Here is a 22,380-nt window from a genome sequence, read left to right on the forward strand (position 1 = left end):
GGTGTAAATAGTTTTAACTGAAAATTAAATTGCCATGCAATTAAAAAAAGCCGCGCCAAATAAACGGCGACGGCCTTTCAGTTAAAAACAAATATTAGTTTGCGGTTTTGGTAAGGTCATAACGACCTATTGTATCCGGGCTTGTACCTGCAGTTGTGCGTAACATTTTTAAAGTAGTGCCATCATACACATACTGAAAAAGGCCTGATAGGTGCCTTTTGGTTTTAGGGGCAGTAGCGCTATAGGTACTATCATTAAACAGGAGGTAATATCCATCATAATTAAAAGTACCATGGCTACCCGCGTGGTATAAGGTAGTATCAGAAATTACCCTGAAGTGACCATCTGTGGTCATCTTTAAAAAAATGGTATTTTTTACACTGTCATAATTGCCAGAGCTGTTTCTGGTATAAAACCTGAACTGGCCGGTAAAAGAACCAGCAGGGGTAGGTACAACTGTGGCGTCCGATTTTGGCGAACAAGCGACAGCAAATATTAACAATACAGGTATTAAGTAAAATAAATAACGCTTCATATTTCCTTGTAATTTATATTGGTTACGTATATAAAGATACAAACGCTACAGCAAGCAAAGGATATTTTTAAAGTTTTTTTGCCTCGTTCCAAAAAATGTCCATTTCGGCAAGGCTCATATCCTGTAGCTGTTTGCCGTTTTCTTTGGCTTTCAGTTCAAGGTATTGAAAGCGTTTGATAAATTTCTTGTTTGTTTTTTCGAGCGCGTTTTCGGGGTTGATGTTGATGAAGCGGGCATAGTTGATGAGCGAAAACATCAGGTCGCCAAATTCAGCCTCGGCTTTTTCATGGTCGATGGTGCTTTCGTCTTCGGCATTAAACTCGTTTTTAAACTCCTGCATTTCTTCTTCAACCTTGGCCCATACCTGGTCTTTTTCTTCCCAGTCGAATCCAACGCCCCTCGCTTTTTCCTGTATGCGTGATGCCTTTACCAAGGCGGGCAATGAAGCAGGTACGCCGCCTAAAACAGATTTATTGCCCTCTTTAAGCTTAATTTGCTCCCAGTTGCGTTTTACGTCCTCTTCGTTTTGTACTTCCACATCGCCATAAATATGAGGGTGGCGGTTAATCAGTTTATCGCAAACACCATTTAGTACATCGGTAATGTTAAAGTCATTGGTTTCGGACGCTATTTTAGAATAGAAAACCAGGTGCAGCATAATATCGCCCAGCTCTTTTTTTATTTCCTGCATATCATCGCCTAAAATGGCATCACTCAGCTCATAGGTTTCTTCAATAGTAAGGTGACGCAGGCTTTCCAGCGTTTGCTTTTTATCCCAGGGGCAGTTGGCCCTCAGGTCGTCCATAATGATCAGTAAACGTTGAAATGCGATGGTTGATGTAGGGGCCGTTTCCGGAGCTTTTAAAGGCATGTGTTTGTACAGATTAATTATAGTACAAATGTACTATATCGTGTTTAATGCAAACTTATGCCACAGTTAATTATATGCTAACATTAATTGATTTTATTAGCAAATGACTAAATTGGGATAACAATTTACCTTCACTATCATGAAAAAAATTTACTTACTGGCTTTAAACATCATTGTATTTTGTGGTTTTTGCAGGGCGCAACAAACAGAACCGGGTTTGCAGCCTGCTACCTTTCGGCAGCCACAGCCTTTTTTATATACTATTAACACCCTTAACCCCGGCGGCCGTAACTGGAGCCTGAATTACTCTGGCGGTTATGGCGAGCGTACGGTAACCCCGCTGGGTTTTGATGGCGTTGATCAAAACCTTTCTGTTAAGGGGTACCTGGGTGCAAAATTTACCTTTTTGGCAACGCTTGGTACAGGCGTAAGCAACGGTACAGTACACTCCTTACAACAAGCCGAAGTGTTACGTGATTTTATAGGCGGCAACCAGCCGGCCGGTTTCAGGATTGGCGGTGGTTTTGGCTTTAGGCGAGAGTTTAATAATGACGCGGTCGCTTTTAGTCGTATCGCGGCAGCTTATGACGTTACTTCGTGGAAATTAGGTGCCAACGTACGTTTTGAAAAAGCATTTGATGCTAAACGCGATGGATTGGATGTAATATCAAGCCTGGGTGTTTTGCGCCATATAAGCGGCGGCTTTTTTGGCGGGGTAGAAGCCGTAGGGCAGGATTTAGAAGGCTTTTGGGAAAGTGACGAGGCCGAAGGCGGTGCCCGTTTATTGGTAGGCCCATCCTTAAATTACGCGCCGGCATCTTCGCGTTTTGCATTCTCGTTGTGTGGCGGGCCAATCATTTACGCCACCCATAGTACCATAACGCAAGGCGAATTTGCCTACCGAGAACTGCCGAACACCAACGGTTTTACGCTTAAGTTTAACGTTGGTTTTAGGTTTTTATAGGGCTTAGCTGTTTTTAACTCCGCGCAGCATTTCCCGTTTACCGGCGGCACCCGGTACTTTTTCAATTTTAAGATCGAGCGCTTTAAGCATGCGTTTAAGGTTGCCGGTGATGGCATAAGTAACAAATACGCCACCCGGTTTCAAAAAGCCGGCCACGTGGCTTATCGCCGCCTGTTCCCACATTTCGGGCTGGCGGGATGCGGCAAAGGCATCAAAGTAAATGATATCATATTGACTGGCTGATGTAAAATCAAGCAGTTTAACGGCGGCAATTTCTAATTTACAGTTATTATTAATACTAACAGGACTGGTTAAAGCTTGGGGATAGTTTGATAAATAAGAAGCCCATAAGGCTGCCGGGGTATATGCCTCATAACCGGTTTCGCTCATCATTTGTGATGTAAGTGGGTAGGCTTCTATCCCGGTGTAGTTAAGGTTGATGTTTTTGCTACTGCAAACATCGGCACTTAGTAAAAAGTTTAAACCGGTGCCGAAACCAATTTCCAGTATACTTACTTCACCGGCATTGGTTTGGTTTAAAAAATACTCCAGCCCCGAGTTAACAAACACATGCTGACTTTCCTGCAAAGCCCCGTTTCGTGAATGATAAAGCTCGCCTACCTGCGCGTTGTAAATGGTTTTTGAACCATCGGCGGTGGTGACTATAGAAAGATTGGTCATTGGGTCATTGGTCATTGAGTCATTAACTTTATGCAGTCTTACTTAGCGCGAACCAAAAAACTCGGTGATTACTTCACCCAGGTCATAAACAGGCACATCGGTTATATAGCCCGCTATGATACTGGCCGCCGCTGCCGAACGATAACCCGCCGCGCAGTGTACTACAATTGGTTTTGTGGTTGGTATTTCGTTGAGGCGATCACGTAATTGGGGTAATGGGATGTTGATGGCTGCATCAAATGCTTTGCTTCCGCTTACTTCGCTTTCGTTTCGCACATCTATGGTCGTATATTTATCAATATCGGCTTTAAACGCGGCCAAATCAAGATCTGGTAGTATTTCGCAGGCGTTTTTGGGTGATAGCTGGGTAGCAAGTATGTTGCTTTCGTAGCCTATCTTAGCGGCTTTTTTCAGCAGTTTGTCAAGGCTCTCTTCATCATCGGCCACCAGGTAAAATTTTTCATCAGCCTGCAGGATAGATCCCAACCAGGTTTCAAATTTTTCACCATCCTGCAGGTTGATAGCGCCTTTTAAATGACCGGCCCTGAAAATTGGCTTTGGGCGACTATCGATAACCGTAATATCGTCCTGTAACTGAATATCAGCATCAATCATCGGTACCTTATCTACATTTCGCTGCATAGCAGGCGCGCCGCTTTTGTTGAGCTCTACATCGTAACCAAAATAGTTTGGTACAAAAGGCTGGTCGCTGGTAAGCGTTTTGATAAATGTAAATTCATCCATGAGCTGTAAAGCATAGTTTTCCAACAATTCGCGCCCTATGGTACTCTGCAAATCGGGACTCATATTTTTGCCGCATAATGAACCGGGGCCGTGGGCCGGGTAAACAATAACGTTACGGGGCAGGGTCATGATCTTATGGCGGGTGCTCAGGTACATTTGTTTGGCCAATTCTTCTTTTTTGGCGGTGATGTTGCCAACGTTTTCGCGCAGGTCGGGCCTGCCCACATCGCCTACAAACAAAGTATCGCCGGTGAAAACAGCAACCTCTTTGCCCTCTTCATCTACCAGTAAAATACAAATAGAATCGGGCGAGTGGCCGGGGGTATTGATGGCTTTAAGCTTAATGTCATTCAGCTGGATTACGTCGCCGTCGTCAAAAGTTTCATGTGGGTAGGTGGCACCGGTAAGTTTACTGCAATAGATCACCGCGCCGGTGGTTTCATGGATTTCCAGGTGCGAACTTACAAAATCGGCATGGGGGTGGGTTTCAATCACGCCAACCACGTCGGCCGTATGCATTGCCGCGAAATCATAGTAAGGCTGCGGATCGCGCGCCGGATCAATAACGATCATTTTACCTGTACGGATCACCGCATATGAAGCATGCGCTAATCCTTTATCATAAAATTGCTGGATAATCATATCGGCCGCAAAGATAGGAGTTTGTAGCGGATGTTGTAAGATTGGAATGTTGTAAGGTTGTAAAGTTTGCGGGGAGTTGTAAGGCGGAAATGTTTTAAAGTGGAAACATTTTGAAGCGTTAGCAGGTTTTGTATTTATAATTAATAACTATATATTTAGTTGATTGTTAAAGTTATGAAAACATCTGTAGTTATTACTTTCATTTTGGCGTGCTTGACCGCCAGTTCTTTTGCGCAAAAAGCAAAGTTGGATACATCATTGATCCAAAGAATTGATTCGATGTTTAAGGACGATCAGCGGTGGCGCAAAGAGTATAACAAGTTTCAGCAAAAAAAGTCAGCCTTTGATGAGGAAACTATCAACAGCAATTGGCTTAGGGCTGATAGTATTAACGAGGTGAAGGCCAAAGCTATCATCAATAAATACGGATACCCCGGGTACAATAGGGTAGGCGATACCAGCAACGATTTTTGGGCTATTGTACAGCATTGCGACGATGACATAGCTTTCCAGGAACGGATACTGGTTCTGTTGAAAAAGGAGGTAGATAAAAACAACGCCGATAGATCAAACTACGCGTTACTTACCGATAGGGTGCTGGTAAACAAGCACCAAAAACAAATTTATGGCACCCAAATAAAACTCGACCCAAAGACAAAGAAAGCAGCACCATTTCCACTCAAGTTTCCCAAATCGGTTGATAAACTGCGCAAACAGATGGGATTAGGGCCACTGGCCGTTTATGTTAAAAGTTTTAACACGGTTTAAGGATTTGGAAGGATTACCAGGATTGAAAGTTAACAATCGTGGTAATCCTTTAATCCTAAAAATGTTGGTTCATACAAAGTAATTCAAAATTTATCTGCACATCTGAAATCTGCATATTTGCACATCGAAAATTATTTCCCGTGCAAACTCACCACGTTGCCATCGGGGTCTTTAATGTTTAAAAACTTGCCCCAAGGGGTGTTATCTACTTCGGCTAATTCTACACCTTTTTCGGTTAGGTCTTTTATGTCGGCATCAAGGTCATCGGTTTTAATTACAAGTCCGCGGATGCTGCCGGGCTTCATATCCGGGAACCAATTTACTAGTGTGATGGATACCGGCGAACCAGGGTAAGCCATCTGGATCCATTGTGCACCATCGGGACCAAATGGGGACTCTACCAAAACTGCAAAGCCAAGTTTAATGTAAAAATCTTTGGCCACCTGCTGGTTTGTTACCGGGATAGAGATAATTTCAATTGCTTTCATATTGTTTACTCAGTTGTTATAATTAGTTGCGATAAATTTACGGTTAGGTTGTATGATCTTTATACATTTTTTACACATTGATTAAATTCCTTTTTATCTTGTTTGCGTAAGTAAAGTGTAATCGGCAAAACCGTTAGACCCAATTACTGTTTACCACTTACATAACCAATGTCAGCAAATAACGACCAGTTTTACGCAGGGTTGCCCGTGAACGAAATTCCCCTCGGTGATCTTTTTATTAACGATAAGTTGTTTTACAATGTGCCCGAAAACTGGCACGTGATTATCACCGATATAAAAGGCTCCACCACAGCGGTGATGGATGGTAAACACGAAAATGTTAACCTGGTGGCTACGGGCAGTATTGTTTCGGCGCTTAACATTGCATTTAAGGCCGATATAGCCGTGCCTTTCTTTTTTGGGGGTGATGGCGCAACCTTTATGGTACCGCCATCTATTTTACAAAACGTGATGCAGGCGCTGGCTCTGCATAAAGATAATACGCTGAGAGCCTTTGAGTTGGAATTACGCACAGGCACTATCCCAGTTAAGCAAATTTATGATGCGGGCTACAAACTTCGCATCAGTAAGTTTTGCAGTTCGGGAAATTTTGCCATCCCCATAGTTTTAGGAAATGGCTTAAGTTATGCCGAAAGGGAGATCAAAGGAAATGATAGTCTAACCAGCTATCAATCACAGACTTCTGAGCTTGACCTAGGCGGCATGCAATGCCGCTGGGATAAAATACCACCTCCCGAAGATTACGAAGAGGTACTTACCTTGTTGGTTGTTGCTTTGCATGAGCAGGAACAACCTGAGGTTTTCAGAGATGTAATTTGCCATATTGATAGGATTTACGGCAATACCGAAGAACGGCAGCCTATATCGGTACCTAAGCTTAAGCTAAAAACAACCTTTAACCAACTGGAAAAGAAAATGCGCACCCGCATCAGCAACAGTAAGATAGTTGAAATACTTAAGCACTGGGGCACCATGCTGATCACGTATGTTTATTTGCGTACCAAAAAAGGTAAAAAGTATTTGGATAAGCTGGTAGAAATGTCTGACACGTTGGTTATTGATGGTAAAATTAATACCGTGATAACAGGCACACCTAATCAACGGAAAGAGCTGCAAGAGGTTTTGAGCAAAATGGAAGATGCCGGGCAAATCTATTACGGCTTCCACGTGAGCAGCGAGTCGGTAATGTCATGCTATGTGCGCGATCTGGAAGACGATCACATCCATTTTGTTGACGGTGCCGAGGGTGGCTATACCAAAGCGGCGGGCTTTATCAAACAAAAACTGGCCCGGTAATTCGTTTTTGCTTTATCGCCGGCAGGTAAAAATTGGCAGGTCAAACAAATCACCAACACTGCATCTAATATTATTGGTTTAACTTTGTAGTAACATTAAATCAATACGAGCCATGAGTAAGTTCACCATTCCCGAAAAGGTATTGTATGTATGCACCGGCAGTAAATGCGGCAAACGCGGCGGTAAGGACATGTACAAGCTTGCCAAATCATACATTAAACACTATCATGGCAATACCGAAATGGAAGTGATAGAAACTGAATGCACAGATCGTTGTAAATATGCCCCGATATGCAGTATCCAGCCCGGCAATACCTGGCTGAAGGAGTATCATGCCAAGGATGTGTTGAAGCTGATGGATTTGATAGAGTGAGAGCCTCACCTAAATCCTCTCCAAAGGAGAGGACTTTGATTTGCATATTTAAGAATTACAATAAGAAAAGTCGTTTTGCCACTGGCAAAACGACTTTTTTTTAGAACTCTCTCCTTTGGAGAGGGCAGGGTGAGGCCCTACGCCTCGCTATTATATTTTATTTCACCAACGTGTTTGTCAATCTGCCAGCGGCCGGTGCCTTCTTCGCCAATAACCTCAAACAATTCAAGGGCGCGGCGGGCTTTGTATTCTTCTTCACGTTGTTCTTTCAGAAACCAGTTTAAAAACTCCATAGTCACAAAATCCTGCTCTTTCATGCAGCGGGCATAAATGTTTTTGATAGAGTTGGTAACGCTGATCTCCTGGTCTAAAGCCTCTTCAAAAACTTCGCGGAATGAGTTGTACTCCTGTTTAATGCCGGTAACTTCTGGCGATACAGAATTGCCGCCCATATCAAGTACGTATTTAAAAAATTTTAACTGGTGTGTTCTTTCCTCTTCGGCTTGTTTAAAAAAATAGTCAGACGAAAAATCATAACCATTACGGTTACACCATGATGCCATTGATAAATATATCGAAGAAGAGTAAGCTTCTTTTTTAATTTGCTGATTTAAAAGCGATTCGATCTCTGTAGAGATCAGGCTTTTTATGCGAAGTAAGTCTTTCATGATCGGATTAAATTGAATAGTTAATATAAACTTATTGCAGAAATAATATACAATTATAGTGCTATAAATCTATTTTGCTTAAAATAAACGCAATATGAACTTGGTCTAAATAATAAGGAAGGAGGTCACTAAGGCATTGGGGCATTAAGTCATTATAAAAGTTAAGCCTCGCGAATTTAACAATGACCTAATGACGCGCCGCAATTGACAGCGCAGCGTAATGACCAATTGCTACTGACTAATGACTAAACTTTCGTTTAAGATATGGTTAAGCTCCAGCATTACAAATGTACCTTCCAGTAATTCTTTAAGGGCAATGATTTGTAACAGGGTTAAAACGTAGCAATGGTCGCAGGCGCAGATGAAGATAATTTCAACATCAGGATCTTTAGTGGTATTAAGCAGGGCATGCTCAATATCTATATGATAAACAGATTTACGAAGCTTTAATAAACAACGATAATCAAATTTGGCAACCTTACCTGCAAAATCAACATACCAGCAACGCTCTTCGTCGCATTGGTAAACGGCGCCCTTTGTTGTTTTAAAAACATCGGTCCATGGAGTTGTTTGGGTTAGCGTAGTGATCATATAATGTTACAAAGATTGTGTTTATTTATATTTATTCCAAATAAAGATAAAGAATTTTTGAGGGATATATTTTTCCCATCAAGAAATATTTAAAATTTAATACAACAAATCATTTTTATTATAAATTTGAAACGCGGATTACGGTATCGTTCCCGGCCGCGGCCAATTAACCAGTTTAACATGAAAAAAAATTCACTATTAACCTTATGCAGTTTTGTGCTGGCTATAAGCGTGTATGCGCAAATGCCTGCTTTAGAGCGTGTTGAGCCAATGTCCTGGTGGGTAGGGATGAGTAATCCAAACCTGCAGCTTATAGTACATGGTGACAACATTGCAGGTCGTAATGTGGTGCTTAACTACCCGGGTGTAAAGCTAAAAGCAGTACATAAAGTCGAAAACTCCAATTATTTATTCCTCGATCTGCAAATTTTTTCATCAGCCTTACCGGGAACGTTCCCGATAAAATTTACCAGGGCTGGTCAAAAGGACCTGGTTTACCAATATGCACTCAATAAACGCGATAAATCTGCTGGCAGAATACAAGGGGTAACCAGCAAGGATGTGATCTATTTGATTATGCCAGATCGCTTTAGTAATGGAGATGAAAGTAACGACTCTTTTGATAACCTGCGCGAAAAAGGTATCCATCGCGACTCGATGTATAGCCGCCATGGAGGCGACCTGCAAGGCATCATGAATCATCTTGATTACCTGAAAAGTTTGGGCGTAACCGCCATTTGGCTAACCCCCGAAATTGAGAACGACGAGCCTCATGCATCATACCATGGCTACGCTGTTACTGATTATTATAAAATAGACCCGCGCTACGGTACCAACGAGCTTTATAAAAAGTTTGTCGAAAAATGCCACGCCCTGGGCTTAAAGGTTATTAAAGATTTAGTGCACAACCATGCCGGTACCGAGGGCTATACCATTTTAGATATGCCGATGAAAAGCTGGGTACACCAATGGCCTAAGTACACTAAATCAAACTTCAGGGATGCGGCGGTGATGGACCCGCATGCTTCGCCTATGGATCGTAAGCTGATGGCTGATGGTTGGTTTGATCACCGCATGGCTGATATGAACCAGAATAACAGCTACGTACAAAATTATTTGACTCAAAACCACATCTGGTGGGTGGAGTACGCCGGTATTGACGGGTTCCGTTTAGATACCTACCCGTATAATGATCCTGCCTACATGGCCAAATGGGCACAGGATGTTAAAGCGGAGTTTCCGAGGCTTTCTATTTTTGGGGAAACACTGGTATGGTCGGCAGCTAACCAGGCCTTCTTTACGCAAGGCAACACTGTTAACCGCGGTATGGATACACATCTGCCCGGCGTAACCGATGGCGTTTTAAAAGATGCCATTTATGAAGCCATTAATGGTAATGATGGCTGGACAGATGGCGTTGGTCGCCTGTATTCTGTATTGGCGCAGGACTTTCTGTACCAGGATGCAACCCGCAATACCATATTTATGGATAATCATGATATGAGCCGTTTGCTATCAATGGTTAAGGAGGATTTTACCAAATACAAATCGGCAATGGCTATGCTGTTAACCATGCGTGGCGTGCCGCAGCTGTATTATGGCGATGAGATCCTGATGAAAAACTACAGTGATCCTGATGGCCTGGTGCGCGAGGACTTCCCTGGTGGTTGGAAAGGCGATAAGGATAATAAATTTACCGCGGATGGGCGTTCAAAAAAAGAAAACGAAGCTTTTAACTATGTAAGCAAGCTGGCTAATTACCGTAAAGGCACAACTGCACTGCAAACCGGTAAACTGATGCAGTATATACCCGAAAAAGGTATTTACGTGTATTTTAGGTACGATGCTCAAAAAACGGTAATGATTATCTTTAATAGCAGTGAAAAAGAGCAAACTACCACAACCGACAGGTATTTTGAACGCCTTGGCGATGCCAAAAAAGCAAGGAATGTGATCACCGATGAGGCAGTAGATCTGGGTACTTTAACATTGCCGGGTAAAGCAACATTAGTAATGGAGATTTTACCGGCCATTACACATTAAAATTATATCTTAGTAGCTATAAGTCACGCATCTAAAACGTTAAAATGAACAATATTAAAGCCTGTATATTCGATCTGGATGGTGTAATTGTCGATACAGCGGTTTATCACTACAAAGCCTGGAAAAGGTTGGCCAACAGTTTAGGGTTCGATTTTACCGAACATCAAAATGAGCAATTGAAAGGCGTAAGCCGGGTGCGCTCGCTGCAGCTTATCCTGGGCTGGGGCGGTGTAACCAAAACGGAGGCAGAACAGGAAGCCCTTGCCACGCAAAAAAATACCTGGTATATGGAAATGGTAAACCAAATGCAGCCTGATGAGATTTTGCCCGGGGCAAAAGAATTTGTTGAGGTTTGCCGCAAGGCGGGTATCAAAATAGCATTAGGCTCGGCAAGTAAAAACTCCATGACCATCCTTAACAAAATTGGCATCACCAATTTGTTTGACGCGGTTATTGATGGTAACAAGGTAAGCAAAGCCAAACCCGATCCCGAAGTATTTTTAGAAGGTGCCAAAGCCCTCAGTGTTGAACCCGAAGAGTGCGTGGTATTTGAAGATGCCATTGCAGGGGTTGAAGCCGCCAAAGCAGGCAACATGAAAGTAGTAGGCATTGGCCAGCCCGGCGTGCTGGATGCCGATTTGGTGATCAGCGGGCTGGATAAAATGACGTTAGATAAATTATTTAAATTATAAAAGCCCCACCCAAACCCTCCCCGGTAGGGAGGGCTTAAGAAAGGGGAAGTCTCCCCTATCGGGGGAGATTTAGAGGGGGCTGTTTTTTGAGATTAACATGAAAAATTATATTAAAGTTGATGAGTGGAAGATAGTTGAAGAAGGCTTCGATTCGCATCATCACCAGGTATCTGAAAGCATATTTAGTTTGGGTAACGGCCGTATGGGGCAGCGTGCCAACTTTGAGGAAGCCTATAGTGGCGAATCATTATTGGGTAACTATGTTGCAGGTGTTTACTATCCCGATAAAACCCGCGTAGGCTGGTGGAAAAACGGCTATCCCGAATACTTTGCCAAAGTACTGAATGCTGCCAACTGGACAATCATTGATGTTGTACTTGATGACGAGCAGCTTGATCTGGCAAAATGCACGGTAAGTAATTTCCGCAGAGAGCTGAATATGAAAGAAGGCTACCTGAAAAGGAATTTTACTGCCAAAACAGCTTCAGGTAAAGAAGTTGAAGTAGAAGCAATCCGCTTTTGCAGCATGGTTGATGACGAAACCGCAGCTATAAAATATACCATTACACCTTTAAATTTTAGCGGTAACATTACCATTACCCCGGCTATTGATGGCGATGTAATGAACAAGGATTCCAACTACGATGAGAAGTTTTGGGATGAGGTGAGCAAAGCCAATGACGCCGATTGCGGTTACGTGGTAATGCGCACCAAAAAGACTGGTTTTGAAGTTGCAACAGGGATGAAATTTGTGATAGAGCAGGATGGAAAAGTTATCCATCCCCAAACAGAATCTATCCTTAAAGAAAAATATGTTGCTACCAAAAATAACCTGCAGGTGCAGCAAGGGCAAAGTATAAGCGTTACAAAATATGTAGCCAACCTGTCTTCGCAAAATCACAAGCCGGAAGACCTGGTAAAACAGTTGGATGCAACTCTTAACCACATTAGCGTCAAAGGATTTGATACTATGCTGGCCGAACAAGCCGCGGCCTGGGCCGAAAAATGGAAACATAACGATATCATTATCGAAGGCGATGCATCGGCACAACAAGCTATTCGCTTTAATATTTTCCAGCTTAACCAAACTTATACCGGCGAGGATGATCGCCTGAACATTGGCCCCAAAGGTTTTACCGGCGAAAAATACGGAGGCAGTACCTATTGGGATACGGAGGCCTATTGCGTGCCTTTTTATCTTTCAACCGCGCCACAAAAGGTTACCCGCAACCTGCTTTTATATCGCTACAAGCAATTGGGTAAAGCCATTGAAAACGCTGCCTCGCTCGGTTTTAAAAACGGAGCGGCATTGTACCCCATGGTTACTATGGATGGCACCGAATGCCATAACGAGTGGGAGATCACTTTTGAGGAGATTCACCGTAACGGAGCAATCGCCTACGCTATTTTTAATTACGTACGCTACACTGCCGATGAAGCTTACCTGGCCGATTATGGTTTGGAAGTTTTGATAGCGATAGCCAGGTTCTGGTCGCAAAGGGTTAGTTGGTCGCAGGACAAGCAGCAATACGTAATGCTGGGCGTAACCGGACCAAACGAGTACGAAAATAACGTAAATAATAACTGGTATACCAGTATGCTTGCCGTTTGGTGTATGAAATATACCATGGAAGTTGCCGGAAAAGTTAAAGCGGCTGATAGCACCAAATACAACGCACTTGCAGCTAAGATCAACCTTGATGAAGCAGCCGAATTTAGCCGATTCGGTCACATTGTGGGGAATATGTACCTGGGGCACGATGAAAAGCAAGGTATATTTTTACAACAGGACGGTTACCTGGATAAAGAGCAGATCCTGGTGAAAGATCTACCCGCAACAGACCGCCCGCTGAACCAAAAATGGAGTTGGGACAGGATCCTGCGTTCATGCTACATTAAACAGGCCGACGTATTGCAAGGGATCTACTTTTTTGAAGATGATTTTGACATCGATACCATCCGCAGAAATTTTGATTATTATGAGCCGCGTACCGTGCATGAATCGTCATTATCACCATGTGTACACGCTATATTAGCCGCTAAGCTGGGCGATGAAGCCCGGGCTTATGAGTTTTATCTGCGTACTGCCCGGCTCGATCTTGATGATTACAACAACGATACGGAAGATGGCTGTCACATCACCTCAATGGCCGGCACCTGGATGGCTGTGGTTGAAGGTTTTGGCGGCATGCGGGTAAGGGATGGCAAGCTGTTATTTCAGCCTTTCATTCCCGAAAAATGGGCATCGTTCTCATTCCATATCGGTTTCCGCGGCGCGTTGTTGAATATCAAAGTAAGCAAGGATGGTGTGCAGCTCAAAAATCTATCGGATGTGGGAGCAACGGTTTCCGTTTACGGTAAAGACCAACTGGTGAAAGCCAATGACGAATTATTGGTTGAGGCATAATGAAAAGAGGTAAAGTTTTTGTCTGTTTTGTTGCGGTGGGTTTATTACCGTTAATTTCGTTCGCGCAGATAAAACATCACAAAAAAAATAACATGGAACAAAGCACACCAGATCATAAATTAATTATATACCAGTTATTGCCGCGCCTTTTTGGTAATACAAAAAATGTAAATAAAACCAATGGCTCCATTGAAGAGAACGGTGTTGGCAAGTTGAACGATATCAACGATAAAGCCCTGCATGAAATTAAAAAGATGGGCTTTACCTACGTTTGGTATACCGGTGTAATTGAACACGCTACCATGACCGATTACTCAGCTCAGGGTATTAAAGCTGATGATCCGGATATCGTAAAAGGTCGTGCAGGCTCGCCTTACGCCATCAAAGATTATTATGATATTGATCCCGATCTGGCTGTTGATGTTAAAAACCGGATAGGAGAGTACGAGGAACTCATTAAGCGTACCCATAGCAATGGTCTTAAAGTTTTGATGGACCTGGTACCCAACCACGTAGCCCGCACTTACGCGTCTGATGTAAAGCCGGCCGGCGTGCGCGATTTTGGACAGGATGACGATCATTCAAAAGCCTTTAGCGCCACCAATGATTTTTACTACATGCCCGGCCAGCCATTTACGGTTCCTGGTGGGTATAATCCCGGTGGCGATGAATTTAAAAGCCCGCTAAAGGATGGTAAGTTTGACGAAACCCCGGCCAAAGCAACCGGTAACGATGTTTTTAGCGCCTCGCCATCAATTAATGATTGGTTTGAAACCATGAAATTGAACTATGGTGTTGATTATATGGATCATCGTTGCAGCCACTTCGACCCGATTCCACCACTTTGGAACAAGGTTTACGATATTTTAAAATATTGGACTGCCAAAGGTGTCGACGGTTTCCGTTGTGATATGGTGGAAATGGTGCCTATTGAATTTTGGGGCTGGGTAATCCCTAAAATGAAAGCCGAACACCCGGGCATTGTATTCATAGGCGAAGCTTATGATAAAGGCAAATACAACGATTATATTTTTAAAGGCCATTTTGATTACCTGTATGATAAAGTAGGTTTATACGATACCGTACGCAACCTTACCCGTAATGATTACCATACCAATACCTGGGGCATCAACGCTGTTTGGAACCACGATAGTAAAGGCATAGACGAGCATATGCTGCGCTTTATGGAAAATCATGATGAGCAACGCATAGCATCGCCCGATTTTGCAGGCAACCCGTGGCTGGCCGTGCCGGGTATGATTATTACCGCCACGCTAAACACCGGCCCTGTAATGATTTACTTTGGCCAGGAGGTTGGCGAGCCGGGAGCAGGCAGCGAAGGCTTTAGCGGGAATGATGGCCGTACCTCCATATTTGATTACTGGGGTGTGCCCGAGCATCAGAAATGGATTAACGGCGGTGCTTATGATGGCGGCAGGTTATCTGACGATCAGAAAAAGCTGCGAGGCTTCTACAGTAGTTTGTTGAACGCCGTTAACCACAGTGAGGCTATAAAAGCCGGCGAATTTTATGAGTTGATGATGGCCAATGAGCATCAGCCGGGTTTTGACACAAAAATGTATATATACCTGCGTTATACCAACAATCAGCGTATATTAGTAATAACCAATTTTAACCGGGATGCCCGCACAATAAGCGTAAAGCTGCCGGATGACCTGTTACATAAATTAAATTTAAACGGCAGCAAGCAATTTAAAGACCTGTTGAGCGGCATTAACTACAACACCAATGATATAAAAAAGGGCGTTGAAGTAACCGTTAGAGCAAGTAGTGGATTGATGCTGGAGTTTTAAAAGTTGTCAGCCGCATATAAAACTATGTCATTGCGAGGAACGAAGCAATCGCGAACTATGCAGATTCGCTCTGTAGAGCACGAGATTGCCACGCTTCGCTCGCAATGACATATAGGAAAGAACCGGATGACCAATGATTATTGACCAATAAACCAACAATGAATAAAGTATTACAAAAACCAAGATTAAGCTTCTGGCAAATCTGGAACATGAGCTTTGGCTTTTTAGGCATCCAGTTTGGCTTTGCCTTGCAAACGGGTTACGCCAGTCGTATACTGCAAACTTTTGGTGCAGATGTAGGCAATTTATCATTATTTTGGTTAGCCGCGCCTTTAACGGGCATGATCATTCAGCCAATAATTGGTCACTATAGCGATAGAACCTGGAACCGTTTAGGTCGCCGCCGTCCGTACTTTTTAACGGGGGCATTACTGTCTGGTCTGGCGCTTTGTTTTTTACCAAATTCATCGGGGCTGGCATTTTTGATCCCGCCAATCATTGTGGGTGCAGGTATGCTGATGCTGATGGATGCCTCATTTAACGTGGCGATGGAACCCTTCAGGGCGTTAGTAGCTGATAACCTGCCCGATAGCCAGCACACAGCCGGCTTCTCCATGCAAACTTGTTTAATAGGCGTCGGGGCAATTGCAGGATCGGTGTTACCATCGGTTTTACATGAATGGTTGGGTATAAAATCTACGGCTGCACCAGGCATTGTGCCCAATAACTTGCTGTATTCATTTTACGCCGGGGGGCTTATATTGATAGGGTGTATTTTATGGACGGTTGTGAAAACAAAAGAATACCCGCCCGAAGAATATGCCAAATTTCATGAACCAGATGTAGAAACAGTGAAGCGAAGCGGCATTATGGAGTTTATAAATGATCTTGTGAATATGCCCAAAACCATGAAGCAGTTAGGCTTAGTGCAGTTTTTTTCGTGGTTTGCGCTATTTTCTATGTGGGTGTGGACAACCCCAGCGATAGCTACTCATGTATTTCATCTGCCTTCGGGAGATACTACGTCCCAGGCTTATAATAATGCAAGTGATTTTGTGGGCAAAATATTTGGTGTTTACAATGGCGTCTCTGCATTATACGCATTGTCGTTACCATGGATAGTTAGAAAAATAAACCGCAAAAGAACACATGCTTTTTCATTAGCCATGGGGGGCGTTGGTTTAATTTCAATATTTTTTATTCAAAACCATAACTTGCTATACTTTTCAATGGTGGGTATTGGCCTTGCCTGGGGTAGTATTTTAGCCATGCCTTATGCCATTTTATCAAGCTCGATACCTGCTAAAAAAATCGGGGTGTATATGGGGCTATTTAATTTCTTTATTACTTTTCCGCAGATAGTAAGCAGCCTGTTCAGTAGCCTTATTATTAAACATTTGTTTAATAGCGAATCAATTTATGGTTTGGTAATGGGGGGCACCTTCATGTTCCTTGCTGCCTTATCCGTACTTTTTGTACAGGATGGTAAAAAAATTCAAATAATAGAGGTTGTTGATTGAAGAAAAAATCAAAAACTGGCACAGTTAATGATTTTTCGTTAATTCAAATGTTGTATATTGCGTAGTAAGTACACATTATACATATTTGCAAAAACACCGATAAATAATTTGAATGGAAAGTAATACGCCAAATCCAGAGCTGATAACCAGTAAGATAGTAGAAGTAGAAAATTTATTGGAAGAGGAAGAAGAGTTCCATCACCTTAATAATCCTGCAGATGGTATAAAACCCATCATCAAAAAATACCTCGGAATCCCCAATCACGCCGATCAATTGGGCAATAAATTCTACTTTACCGATGGCGATGCCAAGGTTGAAGTGGTAGTTGTTACTGACGATATTATTCGCGTAAGGCTTGCGCCGCATGGCGTTTTTTTAGAGGAGTTTTCATACGCTGTTCCTAAACTGGAGCAAAAAGCTGCGGAGTTTACTTTATATGAAAATGACGATGAGTTTCGCGTTGCAACTAAATCGATAAATTGCCATATCCGTAAAAAGGATTTCTTTATATCTTTTTCTGACAGTAATAACCATGTTACCAGTACCGATGCGGTACCGATGCACTGGGAAGAGAACGTTCAGTTTGGTGGCTACTATGTGTTTTGTACAAAAACGTCGGCACCAGATGAAAGTTTTTTTGGCCTGGGTGATAAACCAACCGAGCTTAACCTGCGGGGCAAGCGTTTAAAAAACTGGAACACAGATGCCTATTCTTTTGCCTGGAACCAGGACCCGTTATATCGTAGCATTCCTTTTTACATCAGTGTAAATGAGGGCATAGCACACGGTATTTTCTTTGATAATACATTTAAAGCGCAGTTTGACTTTGGTGCCGAAGATAAAACCAAAACCAGTTTTTGGGCTGATGGCGGCGAGCTGCAATACTATTATATCCACGGTCCGCATATGATGGATGTGGTAAAAAACTACCACATTTTAACCGGTACGCACCCAATGCCGCCGCTTTGGGCGCTTGGTTACCACCAGTGCCGCTGGAGTTATTATCCCGAAGCTAAAGTGCGTAAGATAGCCCGTGGTTTCCGCGACAATCAAATCCCATGCGATGGTATCTACCTGGATATCGATTATATGGATGGTTACCGCTGCTTTACCTGGAACCGCAAGTATTTTCCCGATCCAAAGAAAATGATCAGTGAACTGGCTGCCGATGGCTTTAAAACTGTGGTAATTATTGATCCGGGTATCCGTGTTGATGACAACTATTGGGTGTTTAAAGAGGGTAAAGAGAAAAGATATTTTTGCCGCCGAAGCGATGATTACTTTATGGAAGGCCACGTATGGCCGGGCCGTTGCCAGTTTCCCGATTTTACCAATCCCGAGGTACGCGAGTGGTGGGGAGGTTTGTTTGACGAATTAGTGGAGATGGGCGTTGCCGGTGTTTGGAATGATATGAACGAACCTGCCGTATTTGGTGCCGGTACTTTCCCGGATGATGTTCGTCACCAATATGATGGTCACCGTGGCTCGCACCGTAAGGCGCATAACGTTTACGGTATGCAAATGGTACGCTCAACTTACGAAGGCTTGCGTAAGATCATGAAAAATAAACGCCCTTTTACTATTACCAGGGCGGGTTACTCGGGCGTACAACGTTACTCATCGGTTTGGACGGGTGATAACGTAGCCTCATGGGAACACTTAAAATTAGGGAATATCCAATGCCAGCGTTTATCGGTATCTGGTATTCCGTTTTGTGGTACAGATATTGGCGGTTTTAGCGGCGAGCCTGATGGTGAATTGTTTACCCGTTGGATCCAGTTAGGTACCTTCTCGCCGTTTATGCGCGCGCACTCTGCAGGTGATACCAAGGAGCGCGAACCATGGAGTTTTGGTGAGCCCTTTACAGCCATCAACCGTAAATTTATTGAATTACGTTACCGTTTAATCCCGTACTTATACTCTACCTTTTGGGAGCATCACCGTTACGGTTTCCCTATTTTAAGGCCGGTGGTAATGCACGAGCAGGATGTGTTGCTGAACCATTTCCGCCAGGATGAGTTTACTTATGGCGATAAAATACTGGTTTGCCCGGTTATGGAGCCGGGTCAAACCAAACGTAACGTATACCTGCCAAAAGGCAAATGGTTCAACTTCTGGACTTTTGAAGTATCAGAAGGTGGTAAAGAGGTAACAGTTGATACGCCTTTAGATACCATGCCTTTGTTTGTTAAGGCAGGATCGGTAATACCAGAGTACCCGGTGATGCAGTACGTAGGCCAAAAAGAGATAGAGGAAGTAAAACTGAACATTTACTTTACCGATTACGAAGTAAACTCCTTCCTGTTTGAAGATTACGGCGAAACCTTCGCCTACGAGCAGGATATTTACCTGGAGAAAAAATTTGTAGTAAACGGCAGCTCAAGAAATTTAACCATAGGCCAAAGTATGGAAGGTTTGTATACCCCACGTTATGAAGGCTATCACTTTAATATTATTGGCCTGCCATTTAAGCCAGCTAAAATAACGGTCGACGGTAAAACGGTAAGCGATTTTACCACCAATACCGATGGTACCATGGAGTTTAAGTACAGTAAGAAGTTTGTGCAGATAGAGATTACAAAATAACAAAATGCAAGCCGCCCCCAAAAGGGCGGCTTTTTTTATTAAAATAATCAACCCTGCATCTTACAAAACAGTTGTAAAAGCGCTTTTATAAAAAGTCTTAACTCTTGATTCTCGTTTCTTGACTCTATTCAAGTAAATCCTGTTATATTTGATTGTATAAACCAAAACTCAATCCTGTTATTTGGGTTATTCTTTACAAGCCCCAACAGGTTATCTATATCATGGCCAAAAAAACTACAATAACCGACACACCGATACCGGAAACAAAGCCTGTAAAAGAAAAAAAAGCCCCAAAGGCCAAAACTGAGAACGCTGAACCGAAAGCCGCTGCTCCTGCCAAAAAAGCCGTGAAAGCAAAAGCTGCCCCTGCCGAAAAAAAGGTGGCAACGCCTAAGCCCAAAGTCGTTAAAACAAAAACTGCCGAACCTGTTGTTGCTGCACCGGCACTGGTATTAAAAGCCGTTGAACCATACAGCCGTTTTACCGATTTTGATATCAGCCTGTTCAAATCCGGTAAGCATTTTAAGCTTTATGAAAAGTTTGGTTCGCATGTGGTGGAGTATAATGGCGTGGTGGGTACCTATTTTGCGGTTTGGGCACCAAACGCCCGGTATGTAGCCGTTATAGCCAATTTTAACGGTTGGAACCGTGGCTCACATAGCTTGAATGCCCGTTGGGATTCATCAGGCATCTGGGAAGGCTTTATACCCAACATAGGTGTAGGCGAAACCTATAAATATTACATCAAATCATCAACCGGGGAAGACCTTGAAAAGGCCGATCCCTTTGCTTTGCGCTGGGAAGTACCACCAAGCACAGCATCTATAGTTGCCGATACTTTTTACGAATGGCGTGATGCCGACTGGATGACCAACCGCCACGAGCATAACGCCCTTGATAAACCCTACAGCGTTTACGAGGTGCATTTAGGCTCATGGGCACGCAGTTTAGAAAGCCCCGATGAGTTTTTAACCTATACCCAGCTGGCCCATAAGATGGTGCCTTACGTAAAGGAAATGGGCTTTACCCACGTAGAGTTTATGCCTATTATGGAACACCCGTACTACCCAAGCTGGGGGTACCAGATCTCGGGCTACTTTGCCGCGGCCTCACGCTATGGTTCGCCACAGGAGCTGATGTATCTGATAGAGGAGTTTCACAAAGCAGGCATAGGTGTTATCCTTGACTGGGTACCATCACATTTCCCGGGCGATATTCATGCCTTGTATAAATTTGATGGCACACACCTTTACGAGCATGAGGATATGCGCAAAGGCTTCCATCCCGATTGGAAATCATACATATTTAACTATGGCCGTAACGAGGTTAGGGCTTTCCTGATCAGTAATGCCCTGTTTTGGCTGGATAGGTACCATGCCGATGGTTTACGCGTAGATGCCGTGGCATCCATGCTTTACCTTGATTACTCGCGCAAGCATGGCGAGTGGGAGCCAAACATTTATGGCGGTAACGAAAACCTGGAGGCCATATCCTTCCTTAAAGAGTTTAACGAGGCCGTATACAGCCACTTCCCATCAGCTCAAACCATTGCCGAAGAATCTACATCATTTACAGGTGTTAGTCGTCCGGTGTATTTGGGGGGCTTAGGTTTTGGTATGAAATGGATGATGGGCTGGATGCACGATACCATCGATTATTTTCATGAAGACCCTATCCACCGTAAATATCACCATAACGAGATCACTTTTAGCACCATATACGCCTTTACCGAAAACTTTATGCTGCCTTTCTCGCACGATGAGGTAGTTTACGGCAAGGGCAGCATGCTGCGCAAAATGCCGGGCGATGAGTGGCAGCAATTTGCCAACCTGCGCCTCATGTATAGCTATATGTTTACCCATCCCGGCACCAAACTATTGTTCCAGGGGGCCGAATTTGGGCAGGGCGATGAGTGGGATTACAGCAAATCGTTACAATGGCATGTGCTGGAGTACGCCAATCACCAGGGTATGTCAGAAACGGTAAAGGCCCTGAACCACCTGTACCGCGATGAACCTGCACTATACGAAAAAGCCTTTGACTTTACCGGTTTTGAATGGATAGATGGCGGTAACGCCAATGATTCGATACTTGTTTACGGCCGTATGGGGCATAATAGTAAGGACGACCTGGTGATTATCCTGAACATGACCCCTGTACCGCGCTACAACTACCGTATTGGCGTACCCGCAGCCGGCGCGTGGAAAGAGATTTTTAACTCCGATGCCAAAAACCTGTGGGGCAGCGGTATCATTAACTACGATGCCGTAAAAACTGATGCCCAGAAATGGCACGGGAAAGCAAATTCTATCAACATAACCATACCGCCGTTGGCTGCTGTAGTATTCAAAAAAATACCAGATGCACCGGCCAAATATGAGTTAAAGCGATAATATTAAAATATCTATAAACTGTTTAACCCTTTTTTGATACTTTACGTTAAAAGAGTGGTTAAACAGTTTATATAGATAAACCCTGCCTATGAACCCTAAATTTCGCAACCTTTTCATCATCGGGGGAACCCTTGCTTTACTTGGGCTCATTATCCAGGTTGTAGTCACTTTTCCCGACGTTGACGCCAAAAACATTCTCCTGAATGCCTTACCGGCACTGTTCCTGTATTTTTTAGCCTATAAAACTTACCACGAGCGTAAAGACAGCGAGTTGATGTAAAT

The 22,380-nt window shown here is 43.4% G+C and carries 19 protein-coding genes; 12 read left to right on the forward strand and 7 right to left on the reverse strand.

Features of this window, described 5'->3' with window-relative positions; genetic code table 11:
- Nucleotides 1-94 precede the first annotated feature (94 nt).
- Both FHS10_RS07825 and mazG read right to left on the reverse strand, forming a co-directional pair.
- Nucleotides 95-535, reverse strand: coding sequence for a hypothetical protein (locus FHS10_RS07825; protein ID WP_259089145.1), 441 nt, complete (start codon nucleotides 533-535; stop codon nucleotides 95-97).
- Nucleotides 536-602: 67 nt separating this feature from the next.
- Entirely contained in the window at nucleotides 603-1,406 is an 804-nt protein-coding gene (gene mazG, locus FHS10_RS07830) for a nucleoside triphosphate pyrophosphohydrolase (RefSeq protein ID WP_259089146.1), read from the reverse strand.
- Between the two features lie 139 nt (nucleotides 1,407-1,545).
- Here mazG and FHS10_RS07835 point away from each other — a divergent pair, with 139 nt between their 5' ends.
- On the forward strand, nucleotides 1,546-2,370 hold the full coding sequence (locus FHS10_RS07835) for a hypothetical protein (RefSeq protein WP_259089147.1): 825 nt from the start codon (nucleotides 1,546-1,548) through the stop codon (nucleotides 2,368-2,370).
- 3 nt (nucleotides 2,371-2,373) lie between these two features.
- Here the strand turns inward: FHS10_RS07835 and mnmC2 are convergent, their stop codons facing one another.
- Entirely contained in the window at nucleotides 2,374-3,066 is a 693-nt protein-coding gene (gene mnmC2 / locus FHS10_RS07840) for a tRNA (5-methylaminomethyl-2-thiouridine)(34)-methyltransferase MnmC2 (protein ID WP_259089148.1), read from the reverse strand.
- A 27-nt stretch (nucleotides 3,067-3,093) separates the two neighbouring features.
- Complete coding sequence (locus FHS10_RS07845) at nucleotides 3,094-4,437, reverse strand: MBL fold metallo-hydrolase (RefSeq protein ID WP_259089149.1); 1,344 nt, start codon at nucleotides 4,435-4,437, stop codon at nucleotides 3,094-3,096.
- 174 nt (nucleotides 4,438-4,611) lie between these two features.
- Between FHS10_RS07845 and FHS10_RS07850 the strand changes: the two genes are divergently transcribed.
- Nucleotides 4,612-5,205 (forward strand): DUF6624 domain-containing protein, encoded by a 594-nt coding sequence (locus tag FHS10_RS07850; RefSeq protein ID WP_259089150.1) that lies wholly within the window; start codon nucleotides 4,612-4,614, stop codon nucleotides 5,203-5,205.
- 131 nt (nucleotides 5,206-5,336) lie between these two features.
- Here the strand turns inward: FHS10_RS07850 and FHS10_RS07855 are convergent, their stop codons facing one another.
- On the reverse strand, nucleotides 5,337-5,693 hold the full coding sequence (locus tag FHS10_RS07855) for a VOC family protein (RefSeq protein WP_259089151.1): 357 nt from the start codon (nucleotides 5,691-5,693) through the stop codon (nucleotides 5,337-5,339).
- 168 nt (nucleotides 5,694-5,861) lie between these two features.
- Here FHS10_RS07855 and FHS10_RS07860 point away from each other — a divergent pair, with 168 nt between their 5' ends.
- Together FHS10_RS07860 and FHS10_RS07865 are read left to right on the forward strand one after the other, a co-directional pair.
- Complete coding sequence (locus FHS10_RS07860; RefSeq protein WP_259089152.1) at nucleotides 5,862-7,010, forward strand: DUF3095 family protein; 1,149 nt, start codon at nucleotides 5,862-5,864, stop codon at nucleotides 7,008-7,010.
- A gap of 112 nt (nucleotides 7,011-7,122) precedes the next feature.
- Nucleotides 7,123-7,383, forward strand: coding sequence for a (2Fe-2S) ferredoxin domain-containing protein (locus tag FHS10_RS07865; RefSeq protein ID WP_259089153.1), 261 nt, complete (start codon nucleotides 7,123-7,125; stop codon nucleotides 7,381-7,383).
- Nucleotides 7,384-7,520: 137 nt separating this feature from the next.
- On the opposite strand, the gene FHS10_RS07870 is transcribed toward FHS10_RS07865, so the two are convergent.
- A complete protein-coding gene (locus FHS10_RS07870; protein WP_259089154.1) occupies nucleotides 7,521-8,051 on the reverse strand; it encodes a ferritin in 531 nt (176 codons plus the stop codon).
- Nucleotides 8,052-8,282: 231 nt separating this feature from the next.
- Nucleotides 8,283-8,642, reverse strand: coding sequence for a hypothetical protein (locus tag FHS10_RS07875; RefSeq protein WP_259089155.1), 360 nt, complete (start codon nucleotides 8,640-8,642; stop codon nucleotides 8,283-8,285).
- A gap of 180 nt (nucleotides 8,643-8,822) precedes the next feature.
- On the opposite strand from FHS10_RS07875, the gene FHS10_RS07880 reads away from it, so the two are divergent.
- The 8 genes from FHS10_RS07880 to FHS10_RS07915 all read left to right on the forward strand — a co-directional run bounded on the left by FHS10_RS07880 (nucleotide 8,823) and on the right by FHS10_RS07915 (nucleotide 22,378).
- Nucleotides 8,823-10,685 carry a glycoside hydrolase family 13 protein gene (locus FHS10_RS07880; RefSeq protein ID WP_259089156.1) on the forward strand — a complete coding sequence of 621 codons (1,863 nt, stop codon included), beginning with the start codon at nucleotides 8,823-8,825 and terminating at the stop codon, nucleotides 10,683-10,685.
- A gap of 44 nt (nucleotides 10,686-10,729) precedes the next feature.
- Nucleotides 10,730-11,377, forward strand: a complete 648-nt coding sequence (pgmB, locus tag FHS10_RS07885) for a beta-phosphoglucomutase (protein ID WP_259089157.1) — start codon at nucleotides 10,730-10,732, stop codon at nucleotides 11,375-11,377.
- 97 nt (nucleotides 11,378-11,474) lie between these two features.
- Nucleotides 11,475-13,784 carry a glycoside hydrolase family 65 protein gene (locus FHS10_RS07890; RefSeq protein ID WP_259089158.1) on the forward strand — a complete coding sequence of 770 codons (2,310 nt, stop codon included), beginning with the start codon at nucleotides 11,475-11,477 and terminating at the stop codon, nucleotides 13,782-13,784.
- Nucleotides 13,785-13,876: 92 nt separating this feature from the next.
- Nucleotides 13,877-15,598, forward strand: coding sequence for an alpha-amylase family glycosyl hydrolase (locus FHS10_RS07895; RefSeq protein ID WP_259089159.1), 1,722 nt, complete (start codon nucleotides 13,877-13,879; stop codon nucleotides 15,596-15,598).
- 158 nt (nucleotides 15,599-15,756) lie between these two features.
- Nucleotides 15,757-17,118 carry an MFS transporter gene (locus tag FHS10_RS07900; protein WP_259089160.1) on the forward strand — a complete coding sequence of 454 codons (1,362 nt, stop codon included), beginning with the start codon at nucleotides 15,757-15,759 and terminating at the stop codon, nucleotides 17,116-17,118.
- Between the two features lie 112 nt (nucleotides 17,119-17,230).
- Nucleotides 17,231-19,705 carry a glycoside hydrolase family 31 protein gene (locus tag FHS10_RS07905; protein ID WP_259089161.1) on the forward strand — a complete coding sequence of 825 codons (2,475 nt, stop codon included), beginning with the start codon at nucleotides 17,231-17,233 and terminating at the stop codon, nucleotides 19,703-19,705.
- Nucleotides 19,706-19,926: 221 nt separating this feature from the next.
- Nucleotides 19,927-22,098 (forward strand): 1,4-alpha-glucan branching protein GlgB, encoded by a 2,172-nt coding sequence (glgB, locus tag FHS10_RS07910; RefSeq protein ID WP_259089162.1) that lies wholly within the window; start codon nucleotides 19,927-19,929, stop codon nucleotides 22,096-22,098.
- A gap of 88 nt (nucleotides 22,099-22,186) precedes the next feature.
- The gene (locus FHS10_RS07915) at nucleotides 22,187-22,378 is read left to right on the forward strand and encodes a hypothetical protein (protein ID WP_259089163.1); all 192 of its coding nucleotides are present in this window, start codon (nucleotides 22,187-22,189) and stop codon (nucleotides 22,376-22,378) included.
- Nucleotides 22,379-22,380: the final 2 nt, after the last annotated feature.

The organism is Mucilaginibacter dorajii (assembly GCF_024808255.1).
Taxonomy (GTDB): domain Bacteria; phylum Bacteroidota; class Bacteroidia; order Sphingobacteriales; family Sphingobacteriaceae; genus Mucilaginibacter; species Mucilaginibacter dorajii.

What these genes read in the sequence shown, in the direction of transcription:
- FHS10_RS07825 (WP_259089145.1), bottom strand. Translation starts at nt 535, where the DNA reads ATGAAGCGTTATTTATTTTACTTAATACCTGTATTGTTAATATTTGCT.
- mazG (WP_259089146.1), bottom strand. Translation starts at nt 1,406, where the DNA reads ATGCCTTTAAAAGCTCCGGAAACGGCCCCTACATCAACCATCGCATTT.
- FHS10_RS07835 (WP_259089147.1), top strand. Translation starts at nt 1,546, where the DNA reads ATGAAAAAAATTTACTTACTGGCTTTAAACATCATTGTATTTTGTGGT.
- mnmC2 (WP_259089148.1), bottom strand. Translation starts at nt 3,066, where the DNA reads ATGACCAATGACCCAATGACCAATCTTTCTATAGTCACCACCGCCGAT.
- FHS10_RS07845 (WP_259089149.1), bottom strand. Translation starts at nt 4,437, where the DNA reads ATGATTATCCAGCAATTTTATGATAAAGGATTAGCGCATGCTTCATAT.
- FHS10_RS07850 (WP_259089150.1), top strand. Translation starts at nt 4,612, where the DNA reads ATGAAAACATCTGTAGTTATTACTTTCATTTTGGCGTGCTTGACCGCC.
- FHS10_RS07855 (WP_259089151.1), bottom strand. Translation starts at nt 5,693, where the DNA reads ATGAAAGCAATTGAAATTATCTCTATCCCGGTAACAAACCAGCAGGTG.
- FHS10_RS07860 (WP_259089152.1), top strand. Translation starts at nt 5,862, where the DNA reads ATGTCAGCAAATAACGACCAGTTTTACGCAGGGTTGCCCGTGAACGAA.
- FHS10_RS07865 (WP_259089153.1), top strand. Translation starts at nt 7,123, where the DNA reads ATGAGTAAGTTCACCATTCCCGAAAAGGTATTGTATGTATGCACCGGC.
- FHS10_RS07870 (WP_259089154.1), bottom strand. Translation starts at nt 8,051, where the DNA reads ATGAAAGACTTACTTCGCATAAAAAGCCTGATCTCTACAGAGATCGAA.
- FHS10_RS07875 (WP_259089155.1), bottom strand. Translation starts at nt 8,642, where the DNA reads ATGATCACTACGCTAACCCAAACAACTCCATGGACCGATGTTTTTAAA.
- FHS10_RS07880 (WP_259089156.1), top strand. Translation starts at nt 8,823, where the DNA reads ATGAAAAAAAATTCACTATTAACCTTATGCAGTTTTGTGCTGGCTATA.
- pgmB (WP_259089157.1), top strand. Translation starts at nt 10,730, where the DNA reads ATGAACAATATTAAAGCCTGTATATTCGATCTGGATGGTGTAATTGTC.
- FHS10_RS07890 (WP_259089158.1), top strand. Translation starts at nt 11,475, where the DNA reads ATGAAAAATTATATTAAAGTTGATGAGTGGAAGATAGTTGAAGAAGGC.
- FHS10_RS07895 (WP_259089159.1), top strand. Translation starts at nt 13,877, where the DNA reads ATGGAACAAAGCACACCAGATCATAAATTAATTATATACCAGTTATTG.
- FHS10_RS07900 (WP_259089160.1), top strand. Translation starts at nt 15,757, where the DNA reads ATGAATAAAGTATTACAAAAACCAAGATTAAGCTTCTGGCAAATCTGG.
- FHS10_RS07905 (WP_259089161.1), top strand. Translation starts at nt 17,231, where the DNA reads ATGGAAAGTAATACGCCAAATCCAGAGCTGATAACCAGTAAGATAGTA.
- glgB (WP_259089162.1), top strand. Translation starts at nt 19,927, where the DNA reads ATGGCCAAAAAAACTACAATAACCGACACACCGATACCGGAAACAAAG.
- FHS10_RS07915 (WP_259089163.1), top strand. Translation starts at nt 22,187, where the DNA reads ATGAACCCTAAATTTCGCAACCTTTTCATCATCGGGGGAACCCTTGCT.